General features: G+C 37.3%; 12 protein-coding genes. 7 read left to right on the forward strand and 5 right to left on the reverse strand.

The window, feature by feature from the left end:
* Window positions 1-91: 91 nt before the first annotated feature.
* Together NYE65_RS21205 and NYE65_RS21210 are read right to left on the reverse strand one after the other, a co-directional pair.
* The gene (locus NYE65_RS21205) at window positions 92-619 is read right to left on the reverse strand and encodes an acyl-CoA thioesterase (protein ID WP_340861584.1); all 528 of its coding nucleotides are present in this window, start codon (window positions 617-619) and stop codon (window positions 92-94) included.
* A 134-nt stretch (window positions 620-753) separates the two neighbouring features.
* A complete protein-coding gene (locus tag NYE65_RS21210) occupies window positions 754-906 on the reverse strand; it encodes a hypothetical protein (protein ID WP_170974065.1) in 153 nt (50 codons plus the stop codon).
* A 1,380-nt stretch (window positions 907-2,286) separates the two neighbouring features.
* Between NYE65_RS21210 and NYE65_RS21215 the strand changes: the two genes are divergently transcribed.
* The 5 genes from NYE65_RS21215 to NYE65_RS21235 all read left to right on the forward strand — a co-directional run bounded on the left by NYE65_RS21215 (window position 2,287) and on the right by NYE65_RS21235 (window position 9,029).
* A complete protein-coding gene (locus tag NYE65_RS21215) occupies window positions 2,287-4,644 on the forward strand; it encodes a histidine kinase (RefSeq protein ID WP_340861585.1) in 2,358 nt (785 codons plus the stop codon).
* Window positions 4,645-4,670: 26 nt separating this feature from the next.
* Window positions 4,671-5,831 carry a response regulator gene (locus NYE65_RS21220; protein ID WP_340861586.1) on the forward strand — a complete coding sequence of 387 codons (1,161 nt, stop codon included), beginning with the start codon at window positions 4,671-4,673 and terminating at the stop codon, window positions 5,829-5,831.
* A gap of 307 nt (window positions 5,832-6,138) precedes the next feature.
* Complete coding sequence (locus NYE65_RS21225; RefSeq protein ID WP_340861587.1) at window positions 6,139-7,575, forward strand: amino acid permease; 1,437 nt, start codon at window positions 6,139-6,141, stop codon at window positions 7,573-7,575.
* Window positions 7,576-7,755: 180 nt separating this feature from the next.
* Entirely contained in the window at window positions 7,756-8,652 is an 897-nt protein-coding gene (locus NYE65_RS21230; RefSeq protein ID WP_340861588.1) for a 5'-nucleotidase, lipoprotein e(P4) family, read from the forward strand.
* Complete coding sequence (locus tag NYE65_RS21235; RefSeq protein ID WP_340861589.1) at window positions 8,610-9,029, forward strand: enolase C-terminal domain-like protein; 420 nt, start codon at window positions 8,610-8,612, stop codon at window positions 9,027-9,029. Before NYE65_RS21230 ends, NYE65_RS21235 begins: the two co-directional genes overlap by 43 nt.
* A 1,207-nt stretch (window positions 9,030-10,236) precedes the next feature.
* Here the strand turns inward: NYE65_RS21235 and NYE65_RS21240 are convergent.
* A complete protein-coding gene (locus NYE65_RS21240; RefSeq protein WP_340861590.1) occupies window positions 10,237-10,572 on the reverse strand; it encodes an HTH domain-containing protein in 336 nt (111 codons plus the stop codon).
* Between the two features lie 263 nt (window positions 10,573-10,835).
* Window positions 10,836-11,159: a hypothetical protein gene (locus tag NYE65_RS21245; RefSeq protein ID WP_340861591.1), complete on the reverse strand. Its 324-nt coding sequence runs from the start codon at window positions 11,157-11,159 to the stop codon at window positions 10,836-10,838.
* A gap of 51 nt (window positions 11,160-11,210) precedes the next feature.
* Between NYE65_RS21245 and NYE65_RS21250 the strand changes: the two genes are divergently transcribed.
* The gene (locus tag NYE65_RS21250) at window positions 11,211-11,720 is read left to right on the forward strand and encodes a recombinase family protein (RefSeq protein ID WP_340861592.1); all 510 of its coding nucleotides are present in this window, start codon (window positions 11,211-11,213) and stop codon (window positions 11,718-11,720) included.
* A gap of 164 nt (window positions 11,721-11,884) precedes the next feature.
* Here NYE65_RS21250 and NYE65_RS21255 read toward each other — a convergent pair whose 3' ends face one another.
* Window positions 11,885-12,262 carry a hypothetical protein gene (locus NYE65_RS21255; protein ID WP_340861593.1) on the reverse strand — a complete coding sequence of 126 codons (378 nt, stop codon included), beginning with the start codon at window positions 12,260-12,262 and terminating at the stop codon, window positions 11,885-11,887.
* Between the two features lie 303 nt (window positions 12,263-12,565).
* On the opposite strand from NYE65_RS21255, the gene NYE65_RS21260 reads away from it, so the two are divergent.
* Window positions 12,566-13,423 carry an endonuclease/exonuclease/phosphatase family protein gene (locus NYE65_RS21260; RefSeq protein WP_340861594.1) on the forward strand — a complete coding sequence of 286 codons (858 nt, stop codon included), beginning with the start codon at window positions 12,566-12,568 and terminating at the stop codon, window positions 13,421-13,423.
* The last annotated feature ends 683 nt before the right edge of the window (window positions 13,424-14,106 follow it).

Consider the following 14,106-nt stretch of genomic DNA (forward strand, 5'->3'; position numbering starts at 1 on the left):
GCTGCATCCTTAATGTAAGAGTCACATTCCCCTCAGGAAACTAACTTATTGGTCCTTATCTAATTATCCCATTAAACTACGTCCATAAAGCTTAGCAAGAACTATATTGTTCCCAGGGATAATTTGCAGTTAAAAAAGCAGCCAATTCCTTACTTTTTTGTTTCCTTTCCTTGCGAATTCTTGCTCGATCAGGTGCGGTTTCATGTAATTTTCGCTCTTCTTCTGTTTCTGGAATGACTTGTGGAACACGTGTTGGCCGGTTATGTTGATCGAGTGCTACAAAAGTCAATAGTGCCGTTGCTGCGATTTTACGATTACCGCTTTTTAAGTCTTCTGCAATGATTTTCACAAAAACCTCCATCGACGAGGTACCTGTCCATGTCACATAAGATTCAAACGAGACTGAATCTGTTGTTCGAACTGGATGTAAAAAATCAACTGAATCTGTCGAGGCAGTCACACATTCCCTGCGGCTATGACGCGCTGCAGAAGTTGAGGATACCTGATCCAGATGACTCATCAAACGACCCCCGAACAAAGTATTATGGTTATTTACATAATTTGGAAAAATGCGACTTGTTCTTATAACTCTTGATTCTTTACAGTATTTAGTTTCCATAAACATATCTCTCCTTTAATTTATAAACCTCTTTATATCCATACCTATAAAGGTTCTAGTACATCTATCTTTCTTTCTGACTAGTTCAAAATGAAGGAATGCTAAAACTATAATTAGCGAAAGATTCTGAAATTTTATATTTTAACTAATTCATGATCATTAAAATAAATGACTTCTGTTAGGAATTTACAACCCTGCATCCTCCTGAAAGCATCTTTAGCTTCTTTTTCAGAGTCAAACTCATAAATTTTAAAGTTGTTCTTTGAATGAACAGTGATTACCCACATAAAGGCCTCCAATAAAAAGTTATTTAAATCTGTTTTTCCATTAGATGTTTTTAAAACCAGCACCGGAAACGAAAAGATTCAGCGATCTTTCTTATTCCAAATAATAAGCCGCTATACGCACATCGACTTTATGACTTAGTCTATAAATGGTTCATTATTTTAGGATTAAGGACATATTTTGTGTACCTCCTATGTTTTTAAATCTTTATCAATCTACAATGCAAGTATCGCGCCAACTTGTAACTCGCAGAATTAAAAGAGTTTAAGCGACTATAGACTGCCAAATTTTTTTGCATGAATAATTATTGTGTTTCTATAGCAAAATTTTTTTGCATCCTTCTGCCACTTTAAAAAAAGATTAAGCATTGTCTATTCCACCCAATTTACTTTAAGAAAGTAACTTAAATAAATTATGCAGTTTAGTTTTTACATCAGCTAGCGGGTGCTTACTTCAATAACAGGGGGATTATTAAGCTATGTTAGATTTTCTTCTTAGGCATTCTTTCCGCAGGATTCGGTGATAATTCTTTGGATACTCGAAAAATTGATCGAAATACAGAAATGCTGAAGCCGAATATGAACAAATCTGTCCCTTTTTGATTTCTTCCAAGAAAAAATTCCTGGAACGGCCGATGATTGATAAAAGGGTATTGAAGCAGGTAACTGATAGCCAATAAGTGTGCTCTTTTAACTTTTGTTCAGCAATCGGGCCATATTTCCGTATAAAATAACCATATAAAAAGGTGATATAATTTTATACAGTAGTAAAGGACCTAGTGAGACGGTTCCTGCTCTGGTCCGTCAGAAAGTATACAGTAATAGTAAATGGCGGTTTCACGCCGATTTTTTTGATAATCTTACTGGATCTCTATGTTGGAAATTATACTATTAACAACATGGAATAAGAGGGATAGTCAGTGTAGAGAAACTGGAATGAAGAATAACTGATGAAACATTTTATTTTATTGCCAAATGAACGTCATTTAGTTTGGGGAAATAAAACAGAGCAAATCGTTTAGGGTTTGCTGTAGTACTAAAGTACTTCAGCAAAAAGCTAGATATCCCAAAAGTGGTGATAGAATATTTAGCAAAACAGCTTGATGTTTCCCTTGATTGATTTGATGAATATAGTTGCGGTGGAAAAGAAAAAACCAATACGCGGCATTACCAAAATATACGAAATCTTTTTAGTTTTTGAGAACTAATAGGAAAAGATAATGACAGTATATAAGAGTGGTTATAAAAACAAGTGCGGATTACACATGATACTGACTATTTTAAAAATCAAGGATTTGGCTAAAACGCAAGTTTTCGAATCGGTGCAGCGGTGTGGGTGAAAATTACGTGAAATGGAGTAACGCAACATAAGGGGCTGTATGAATGAATGAAAAAAAAGTGATCATACTTTTGATTATGGTTTGGCTTCTTACTTCGGGTTTCGCGGTTGCAGAAGCATCCTCCTCCAAAAATAGATATAATGAAATCTATGAAAAATATAGTAGCATTGCAGACTCTTTTTCCAGCGAATCGATTCCATTCACAGATGAAGAAATAGAGTACCTTGATGAAGTCAGGAAAAAAGGGTTGAAAGTTCCTATTAATCTTGATTTCATGGGGGGATTTTATGAATTTCGAAATAATGGAAATGAATATGGGGTAAATAAACTCTTCTACTCCGGCCTGGAAAATATGTTAGGGGTAAAGCTATCTTATGTTGCAGTGAGCAGTTCAGAGGATGTCTTCAACAAAATATCGAATGGCTCTTTGGATTTGTCACCAATAATCCAAAGCCGTACAGTAGACTATCCTAATATCCTACTTAGTGAACCCATTAGCATCAATATGAATTTCATATTTTATTCGAATGATAAAAAAATAACGTATGATACAACTGGATACACACTTGCAGGGAAAAAAATCGGTATTCTAAACATGATAGATGAAAACAGTCAACCGCTCAATCATTTTAGTGACATAAAATATTATCCATACAAAGATATTTCTGTTGCTTATGATGCATTGAAGAGTAATAAGATTGATTTTATTTACTCAAATGTTGAGAATTACAGAAGTTTTATTAATCGCGGTCTCTTAGCGCTTCCGGTTCCTGATTCTCGGAACGATGAAACCTACCGTGTATTTACTAGCAGCTCCAATCCTCTATTATTATCGATACTGAACAAAGCGATTTCTGGTGCAATAGGCCCAATCGTTACAGAATATGAGAAAGAAACACGGAAAGCATATTTGTATAATCACTTCTTTATGACGGAAAAGGAAAAGGATTTTATACGTTCAATTGGAGAAGTGCGTGTTATGGTGGATGACAATTTTGCTCCCCTATCCTTTTATGATGAAGCCAAAGGTAAATATTCAGGCGCTAGCGTCGATCTTTTTGAAAACATTGCAGACATCATTGGGTTAAACTATAGCTTCATACGCGATGAAAACCTCAGTTGGTCCGATAAGGTTAATAAAGTGAAAAAGAAGGAAATTGACCTCCTGTTTCCAATTAGCATTACACCAACCAGACAAAAATTCGGTCTCTTTTCACAACCTTATGTTGCCACATATTATTCTGTGATTGCTAAAGCAGACAGCTCAAAAAAGATAAAATACGTGCAAGAACTTCTTCATAAAAAAGTAGGCATAGTGAAGGGAACATCCATAACAGATTACATTGAGACAATCATCCCTAAAGAACAAATCACATATTTTGATAGTGATAGTAAAATGTATCGCGGACTAAAAAATGGGGACATAGACTATATCATTCAAAATGAAAATGTCTTTTTGGAAGATTTTTATGAAAATGAGCTTTTTGATTTGACTTCTGTTTATCGCATTATAGAGTCACCTAAATATTATTGCTATTTTTTTAAACAGACCCGTGAGATGGATACCTTAATAAGCATAATGAATCGGGCTATGAATTATTTTGATACCAATGAAATGGTAGATAAGTATAAAGTTGGTGAGAGTGATCTTAGGAACAGGTATATCACGCAAAAGAGACATCGGAATCTAATCACTTTCATCTTGCTGATTGTATTGATCGTTTTATCGCTATTTGTATTTGGGTTTATTCGAACCAAAAAGTTTTCGAAAAAGCTCGAAAAGGAAGTAGCGATAAACGAAATGGCCTATTTGCAATCGCAAATAAAACCTCACTTTTTATATAATGCGCTAAGCGCGATCATGGCCTTTTGCTATACCGATTCGGAAAAAGCGGGAGAATTATTGAACAGTCTGAGCAAATACCTAAGAATCGTATTTAATACCGAAAACCGTGAAGAGCTGGTGACGCTGCAACGTGAAATTGAGCTGGTGAAATCCTATGTTGATATTGAGCAAGCCAGATATGGAGAACGACTTCAAACCATTTTCGAAATAGATGAAACTTGTTTAAAGCAAAAGATCATGCCATTGATAATACAGCCTTTAGTAGAGAATGCAATCCGGCATGGGGTTGTGAAAAAAACGCAGGGGGGCACGGTAAAGCTTTCCGTCCAGCCAAAAGGCGAATTGATGAAAGTCACTGTTACAGACGATGGCGTAGGGATGTCGGAACAAAAAATCAAAGAAATTTTGTCTCGAAAGGAAACCGTTTTTGGAGTAGGCCTTGCCAACATCAATCAAAGGATGGGATATTTTGTAGACAAGAAACTGACCATAGAAAGCAGAGAAGAGCATGGTACGATTATCACCTTATATTTACCGCTCAAGGAAAACACCTGATTAAATAACTGAGGAGGAAATTTACCTTGCCCAAGCTGATTGCGATAACCATAGATGATGAGCAACCAAACCATATTCTACTAAAACGAGTCATTGATCAAAATGGCCAATTAGAAGTGGTCAAGCAATTTACCCATCCTGAAACGGCACTTGAAAAAATTCGTGAGATTAAACCCGATGTTGCTTTTGTAGACATTGAAATGCCAGACATGAATGGATTGGAATTGGCAGAAAAGATTTTGGCGATTCATGGGCAAACGCATATAATTTTTGTCACAGCATACAGCCAGTATGCGATAGAAGCTTTTAAAGTTAATGCCTTGGATTATATTTTGAAGCCTGTTGATACGCATGAAATGAATCGAGTGGTTCGTAAAATCATGAACCGCACGAGCCAGCAGGGGCTTGAATCAGCAAATGAGGCTCAAGAAATCATGCATAAGGGAAGAATTCTTTGTATGGGGGATTTTGAAGTCTACGGGAAACATTCATATCAAAAGGTACACTGGATGACAGCAAAGGTAGAGGAGCTCTTGGCTTATCTTGTAATTCACCTTGGTAAACCCGTAGACAAATGGAAGCTCTGTGATTTGCTTTGGCCCAACCTAGACCCTAATAAGGCGACAACCAATCTCCATACCTCCATTTATCGCTTAAAGAAAACAATTGCGAATGAGCAGGTTCCACTACAGATTAAAAGCAATAGTAACGGCTACTGGGTGGAGCTAGAGGAATGTCTCTTGGATTATCAGGAATTTGTAAGATTATCCACGGATTTGTTAAGGAGCAACCAACAGCCTGACAGTGAAAAAGTAGTGTCGTTGCTTATGAAAGCTGAAACATACTACCGTGGAGAGCTTTTTGAAAATAAAGCTTATATTTGGAGTTCTGCCCATAGTGAAAGCATCAACCAAATGTATATTCGACTGGCATATCAGCTGATCGATTATTTTGATAAGAACCAATCCATTGAACAAGAATTGGAATACCTGAATAAGCTATTGCGCTTTTTCCCCTATGAGGAAAAGGCTTGTATCCTGGCTATGGACATCTTCGAAAAACGTAAAGACAAGCCAGCCCTCATCAGACAATATCAGCAGCATAGCCAATATCTTATGAAAGAAATGGGCTGCACACCCTCTTTAAAAGTTGAAAAGCACTATAAGAAATTAATAAAAATACTTTAAAGGACCAAAAGCGATTTGAAAAGGACTGTTTCCGATTCAAGTTGCTTTTTTCTATGTTCATTTATTTGTTTTCATAATCGTTTCTGTCAGAAATATGTCAGAATGACATTTTAACATGTTGGTAAGGCAATTAACAAAGCGATCGAGCTTAAGTGGCCAAACAGTAAAGCTTAAACTAAAAGCACATTGCCTTAAAAAATAACTGAAAATAAGGAAAATTAGAAAAGGAGGATATTCACTATTTAAATAAAATTTTTTAATTATAGAATGATGAAATTGCATTTAATACATTAAGGGAGAGAATTAAATGACATCAGAAGCAAATCAAGCAAATGAATTAAAAAGGAGTATGAAGGCAAGACATCTATTTATGATTTCTTTGGGTGGATGTATTGGGACTGGCTTTTTCCTTGGTTCCGGTTATACAATTCAACAAGCAGGGCCAACTGGAGCAATCCTCTCTTACATCGTTGGGGGGGTTATCATGTATTTAACGATGCTTTGTCTTGGTGAATTATCCGTTGCTATGCCTGTTTCTGGTTCTTTCCAGACGTACACGACGAAATTTATCGGTCCTGGTACAGGCTTTGCTATTGGATGGCTTTACTGGTTGGGATGGGCAGTAACAGTTGCTCTTGAATTTCTCTCAGCTGGTCAACTAATGCAAAGATGGTTTCCAGAATCACCAGTTTGGATGTGGTGTGCAATCTTTGGTACATTGATCTTTCTGCTTAATGCATTATCTGCAAAAGCATTTGGTGAGACAGAGTTTTTATTTTCGACCATTAAAATATTAGCTATTTTAATGTTTATCGCAGTTGGTGGTGCTGCAATGTTTGGTTTTATTGATATAGAAAGTGGAAAAGATGCACCATTTTTATCTAATTTTTACGCTGAGGGTCTTCTTCCTAATGGGTTAACAGCACTACTAATTACAATGATTGCTGTAAATTTTTCATTCCAGGGAACAGAATTAATTGGTATCGCAGCTGGAGAAAGTGAAAACCCAGAAGAAACGATTCCTAAGTCTATTAAGCAAACCGTATGGAGAACTTTTTTCTTCTTCGTTTTGTCAGTATTTCTCCTTGCGGGCATGATTCCAATGGAGGAAGCAGGATTTGTTGAAAGTCCATTCGTTGTTGTTCTAGATGGTATCGGGGTTCCATATTCTGCTGATATTATGAACTTTATCATTCTTATAGCTCTTTTATCAGTTGCCAACTCTGGCCTATATGCTGCGACACGCATGCTTTACTCACTATCTAGGGAAGGCATGGCAAGTCCAAAGCTTGGTAAAGTAAATCATAGAGGAGTTCCATTTAACGCTCTAGTTATCACACTTGCGATTACGTGTTTATCTTTACTTTCTGGTTTCTTTGCTGCAGAAACAGTATTCGTTTGGCTGCTCTCCCTTGCAGGATTAGGAGCACAAATCGGCTGGATTGCCATAACTGCATCACAGCTAGCATTTAGAAGAAAGTACATCCGAGAAGGCGGAAAAGTAGAGGATTTAAAATTTAAAACACCACTCTATCCGATCCTTCCACTCATCGCCTTACTAACGAATTGCATCGTCATGTTCAGTCTGGCATTTGATCCTGAACAACGACTGGCACTATATTTCGGTGGAGGTTTCTTCATAGGATGTTATGTCTATTATCACTTCGTAGTGAAGAAGAATCAGCAACTTCATTCAACTAAACAAGAAGTGCATTTACAATCGAATAAAAAAATGATGATTTGATTACTAAAAAACATATAAAAAAGTTATAGGGTGGATTTTAACCATCTAGATTGTGTGACTGCGGGCTCACAGAAAAGTTAATTGAATAATTTTTCTTAATTTTATGAACTTCATTTTAAAATTTTCTTCTTATTGCAATTTTCTGCTATAAGAAGAAAAGAAACAAGGGGGATAAAGAGAATGAAAAGACACTTTTCGGTCTTACTGGCCAGTATTGTTATTCTTAGTACAACAGTTGGTTATATGTTCGGCTCTTCCAAGCAGAGTTCAACGCAAGTACAGGCCGCACCGACACAGCAAGAAAAAGCACCGAACGTCGAAGGTCCTACAGGAGACGGACTCAACAACATGCTGACTACGGCTGTTGCGTGGAAGCAGACCGCCGCAGAGTACAAGGCGCTATATCACCAATCCTTTAATATGGCCCGAATGCAAGTTGATCTTGCCCTTGCCAACCACAAGCCAGACGATAAACAGTTAGCGGTTATCACGGATTTGGATGATACGATACTTAGCCCAGTCAACTATTGGGGATACCTTATTAACAATAATAAGGACTTCTTCGAAGATGCGATCTGGGACAAGTGGATTCCAACGTATAACATGGTCCCCACTCCGGGGTCACTGGAGTTCTTTAATTACTGTAAGGAAAAAGGTGTGGAGGTTTTCTATGTCTCGAGCCGTGATCAGGGACCAAAAACCTACAAATATGCAAAGACACAACTTAAGAAACTTAAATTTCCGTATGTCGATGATAATCACCTGACAATTCTCAGAGACACATCAAACAAGGAGACCCACCAAAACGAGATCGTTCAAAATTATAATGTTATCTCCTATCTAGGTGATAACATGAACGACTTTCGCCGAGTTTATTACGTAGCGGACGTTGACGAGCGTGCCAGACTGATGGAACAGGATAAGGATCTCTATGGAAGCAAGTTTATCCTCATGCCAAATCCAACTGACGGACATTGGGTACGCGCCATCTTCGGAGAATCAGAGCCTCCAGCGACCGATGAAAACCGGGCAATATGGAAAGAGGCTGCTACTCGTTCCGCCTGGAAACAAAAGTAAAAGAAACATATCCGACAAAGCACTACGTCGTCGAATTCGAGATGCAGGCAGCGGATATGCTTAATATTAAACCGATGAAATCTGGAGGGATATATCCGGCTTTGGCTTTAGCAAGTTTAGCTGAGGCTGCAGAGATGCCTTGCCAGGTTGGTTCAATGGTGGAATCCGCTATTGGCACAATGGCTGGAACGCATCTGGCAATGAGTCGATCGATCATCGAAACCAATGAAATGGAAGGCCCGTTAATGTTTTTACGAGACGTGGCAGCAGTAAAATATAATGGCGACGTGATTCAGTTCAGTGATAGGCCAGGCCTTGGCACAGAAGTTGATGAAGAGTATGTAAAAGAAATTACGTGTTTCTATTGCGAAATTTAATAATCTTATCACCAATTCGCTTCTAATCTGCCTTTGGTTTAGCCCGCGATAAATGGCATTAAAGCTCACTGTTCCTTCAAACAGCCGATTGGTTATCTGTTCAAGGGATTAGATGGCTTCTAATTTTATTGGTTTATTTTTTCTATGTGTTACACGTAGTATTACAAGTTGGCTATACAGAAAAAGGGATCGAAATAAGTGGTTATAAAACTATCAGTATTCTTTAAGACCATATCCGTCTATGATTGAAAGAAGAAAAAGCTGACAATAAGCTTGTTCAGGCGACGATTCTAGCTTTAGAAAGATACGGGAGGAAAACACTAAAGAAAAATAAACTAAGCTTCTTATTATTTTTAAGAAGTCAACTTTGTATAAAGATGGTAAAACGAATAGAACTTTTAAAAAGTTTCTCAGGTGGCTTGTTTGTCATGACTGCCTGTGCGTACAGACCTAAAAAGCCATAGCTCGGAAGAGGTAGTTTTCTTTCCCGCCTATGGCTTTTGACATTTGATTTTCTAAAATTGGTAGTCATGGTGACTGATCCCATCTTATTTAAAATGGAGGAAGGCAGGCAGTTTTATTAAAACGTCACCACAAAATCCTCGAAGTTCAAGGATTTTTAAAAGAAGTGACGAACACTAAAATAAAGTTTAATGTTGATATAAATCCTTTGGACGAAATTGTTGGTACTCCTTTAAAGCCTAATTTTGACTATAATGGCTTGGAAACTTTGTTAGATCATCAAGGGAGTGGTGTTCAGCGTACATTTATCTATCTATACTTAAAAGGTTTAAGATGTATAGTAAAAAATATCGATATGAAGAAAAGGGAGTCGGGAGACTACTATTTATTTCGTGAGTATTATCTATTAAACTGAGGGAGTTCATTAAGGGTTATGGAATGGTTTGATACTAGTAAATTTATTTCCCTCGAATTAATTCAACGCGATATACACTTATAAGGGTACCCCACCAGCATGACGCCGATTTACAACGTTAAGGACATCTAGATATAAAAATAGCCGGTTTTCACCACGATAAATGTGTGTCCGGCATTATTGCTAGTATTTGTTTAATGGTCGCAAAGTTTAAGATGGTAACCTCTATCTACACTTTATTTATAATGAAAAGGTTACCCAAATCCAGTTATATTCGAACAAATCTTAACAATTCATCGAACGATTGTTAAACAACAAGTAGGATTGAAGTCATCCCTTGCCGGCAAACTGAATCTGATAGATTTTCTTGGGACGCCCTCGCAGCTTTTCCTGCTTTTTGTAAAGAATACGGGCCACCCCTTTTTCCTCCAGACGATTAAGAATCCGATTAGCACTTCTTACCGTGACATCAAGATGGTAAGCAAGATCCTCCGCTGTCAGTTCGTTGCTTTCTGTCTTCGAAATGACCGCCATGATTTTTTGGAGCTGAAGGGTAGAGATTCCCACGTCTTTGCTGATGCGTTGGATGGACTTATTGACTCCGTTCAGGTACTCCAAACAATTTCCTTCTCCCAATGGCCCGATGATTTTATCCGTGTCTGTCACCACATAAGTACCCGGGAATCGGCTAGTTACGGACAAGTTGTTGGCGGACTGCGCGTTCGAACGCGCCTTGTACAGGGTATTGTCTACCCCCCAACCAATGTGGACCGAAAAGGGCAACACTTTGCCAAGATAGGACATAAGTAAGCATTGCGAAAGGTTGTGCGTAAGTGTCTTGAGTTCCTTGTAAGAACTGATGAGCTCAAAGCTTCCATTAGCAAAACATCAAAAGGTGGGAGTTTCAGCAAATGTTTTTGCACAAATCACTACTGGAATTCAGCACAGAGCAAAAAGTCCCGTTTCTCATCCAAACCCGTATTCGGATTTCCAATTGTAATGTGGCCAATGGTTATTTGGCTCTCCGCCAGTTTAATCAATGCAAGCTCGCTGATGATTTGCTCGAATTGCTGCACAACTGAATCAGGCGACGGGAACAGGAAAATATGGGGGACTTCATGGCGGACCAAATCCTCAACAATATTACTCAACCGTGTTAATGACAAATCGATTTTTCCCTCTTGCCACAACTGGATGTGTTCATTCAGTACCTCTTCATAGACCTGGTCAGTCACTTGTGAGTGTGAGACCATGAGAGGCATGTCCTTTTCATTCAGCACCTGCTTTAATCCAAGAAAGTTGTTTTGATTCGCTATAAAGCACTAGAAGCGGAAGGTTGCGAAAAGATTTACTCTGAGAAGTTCACAGGAACTAAAACAGATCGTCCTAAATTTCGGGAATTGCTTTCTATACTACAAGCGGGTGATACGCTGGTTGTCACTAAACTAGATAGACTGGCTAGGAGTATGACACAAAGTAGCGAATTAGTTAAAACCTTGTTAGAAAGAGGTATCAAAGTGAACATCCTCAATATAGGAATGATGGATAATACACCCACAAGTAAGCTAATAAAGAATATCTTCTTTTCTTTCGCAGAGTTTGAAAGGGATATGATTGTAGAACGCACTCAGGAAGGCAAAGCAATAGCTAAACAGCGTGAGGACTTTAGAGAAGGTCGTCCTAATAAGTTCAAAAAGAAACAGATAGAACATGCTTTAAAACTCTTAGAAAATCAAAGCTATAAAGAAGTTGAAAACATGACAGGCATTTCAAAAAGTACCCTTATTCGTTCCAAAAAGAAGGCGACACTGTGACTGGTGTTGTTTTTTTGTGCATACTCTTTTATGAACGTACGTTCACACCTTGTCTTATCTAGCATTGTGCAAAAAAATATTTTCAGATTGCACAAGTTTGCACAGTAAGGAAGCGATATTTTGCCAATAAAAAAGCACCCGTAATGGATGCTGATTTATGATGTTTATTTCTCTTTTAGAATTAAACTTATCTTATCAACTTGGGTTTGGTATTCCGGATCTAATTTACTTGCAAAGTTATTAAAATCTATTATTTGTGACCTTATAATATACGGAAGGTCTGTTGCAGTCTTTTCCAATGAACTTAAAATGCTATCAGTATAACCATTGTTTGTTTTTATGTAAATATTTCTTGCCCTTAAATAGAACTGAAATGCATCAGGAGTCCTCCCTCTCTCATTATATAAGTCTCCTTTTAATTCATAAATCAATCCTTGTAAAGGTAAGACGTCATTTTCAAAATCCTTCGTACTACTTTCTAGCCTTCTTTCTGTTAATTCTAATGTTGAACTTAGGTTATTGATTTTAGATTCTAATGACATAAATTTCTCTTCAACTAATGTTTCTAGGTTTGTATTTAACTCTTGTTTTAATACTGGAAATGAGTTTGTACGTATCCGTATCTTAGATGCGACAGTGTTTCAACTGCCTGATCATTTTGCCACTGACTATCAAGGTTCAGGTGGGAGTAGTAATACGGCAGGCGTGAAAATCCAATTGGAATATGATTTACTGAGTGGTTAATTCATAACCAAAAATATAATTGTTTTTTTACATTAGTTAAATAAAACCTATATATTAACCCTGTACAATTATGCTTGAGATTTAAGAGAGGTGAGGATGAAATGAGGATGGTATCGTTCATGTTGGCTGTTATGATTTTAGTTGTGTCACTATCATCTTTAGTCGGGAATGCTTTTGCCGAAGAGCAGGAATTCCCGCGCGGAAAATCGGTTAATGTCAATGTGATGTCTTATAATATTCATCACGGCGAAGGGGTAGACGGCGTTTTGGATTTGGAACGAATTGCACATATCATTGAAGAGGGAGAAGCCGATATTGTTTGTCTACAGGAAGTGGACAACCATTTTTCCGAACGCAGTGACTTTCAAGATCAGGCAAAATGGCTGGCAAACCGGAATGGAATGTTTTATACATACGCCGCAAACCTTGATTACAAACCGTTAAATGAAGGTGAGCCACGTCGCCAGTATGGGACAGCCATTTTAAGCAAGTACCCAATTTTAAAAGCTGAAAATCACCTGCTGCCGAAAATTGGAAATACAGAACAGCGAGGACTGTCGCAAGTGACCATCAACGTGAAAGGGAATCACCTTCATGCTTATAACACACATCTATCACATCTGACTTCAGCTGAACGTCAAATCCAAATGGAGGAAATTATCCAGATTACTGGTGAATCAAAAGGGCCAAAAGTTATTATGGGTGATTTAAATGCGACACCTGAGAGTAACGAAATGAAGCTAATGTATTCCAATTATATTGATGCATTTGCAAATCAAAATGAGGCATACACTTATCCTGCGGAAAACCCAACAAAAAGAATCGATTATATTTTTACCTCAAATAATATTGAAACAAATGGTGCCCGGGTGATTAACACTCTTGCATCAGATCATCTTCCATTGATGACTACGATTGTGCTGGATCGGGCTGAGCCTTTTAATAATGGAGAAAAGTAATTTTTTCGGGGTCCCTTCGCTTTTTGCGAGGGGCTTTTTTAAATCGTGCTATCTGTCAGGTTAAATCAGAAAAAATTTTCTAATTTACCCTAATTATTTAAATGGTAAAAAGGGTAAATGATTTTTAATTTATTTTTGCTAAATCAGCTAATAGAATTTACTGTGTTATTCAATTAAAGGGCACGATTGTAAAAGATCCTAACTAAATATTTAAACGACTTTACTGTTATATTTTTTTTCTTCTACTCCAAATTTTGCAATAATAATTTTTCCTGAATTATTTGTTGGATCAGTTGCTTCAGCTGTCTATACTCAACAAGGGTTAAGCCTCCATATAAATAAATTATTTTCCATTTGGGGGTCCTACCAACATCTTTTTATATTCATATTTTATAAATTAAGCAAAAGATTTTTTTGATAGGTTGTACCTATTTTGTACATTTATATTGTAACCTAGACTGTGTTCTTCTTTATGAGATTTTGAAATGCATAAAATGTCTTAGCGTGGGTTTTATTTAAAAATGTTGGGTATACCCTTAATAATCCAATTGATTGGTTTAGGCCCACTAAATAGGGAGTAAGTATAGGGGTACCGCCAACATTTCGGATATTTTTTACGCTAATCAAATTTCTACATAGATATAGCCAAATACCTGTAAGTTAAGGAATTTGGCCTATGGATC

Origin of the sequence: Peribacillus sp. FSL R5-0717 (assembly GCF_038002945.1) — a bacterium.
GTDB classification, from domain to species: Bacteria; Bacillota; Bacilli; order Bacillales; family DSM-1321; genus Peribacillus; species Peribacillus frigoritolerans.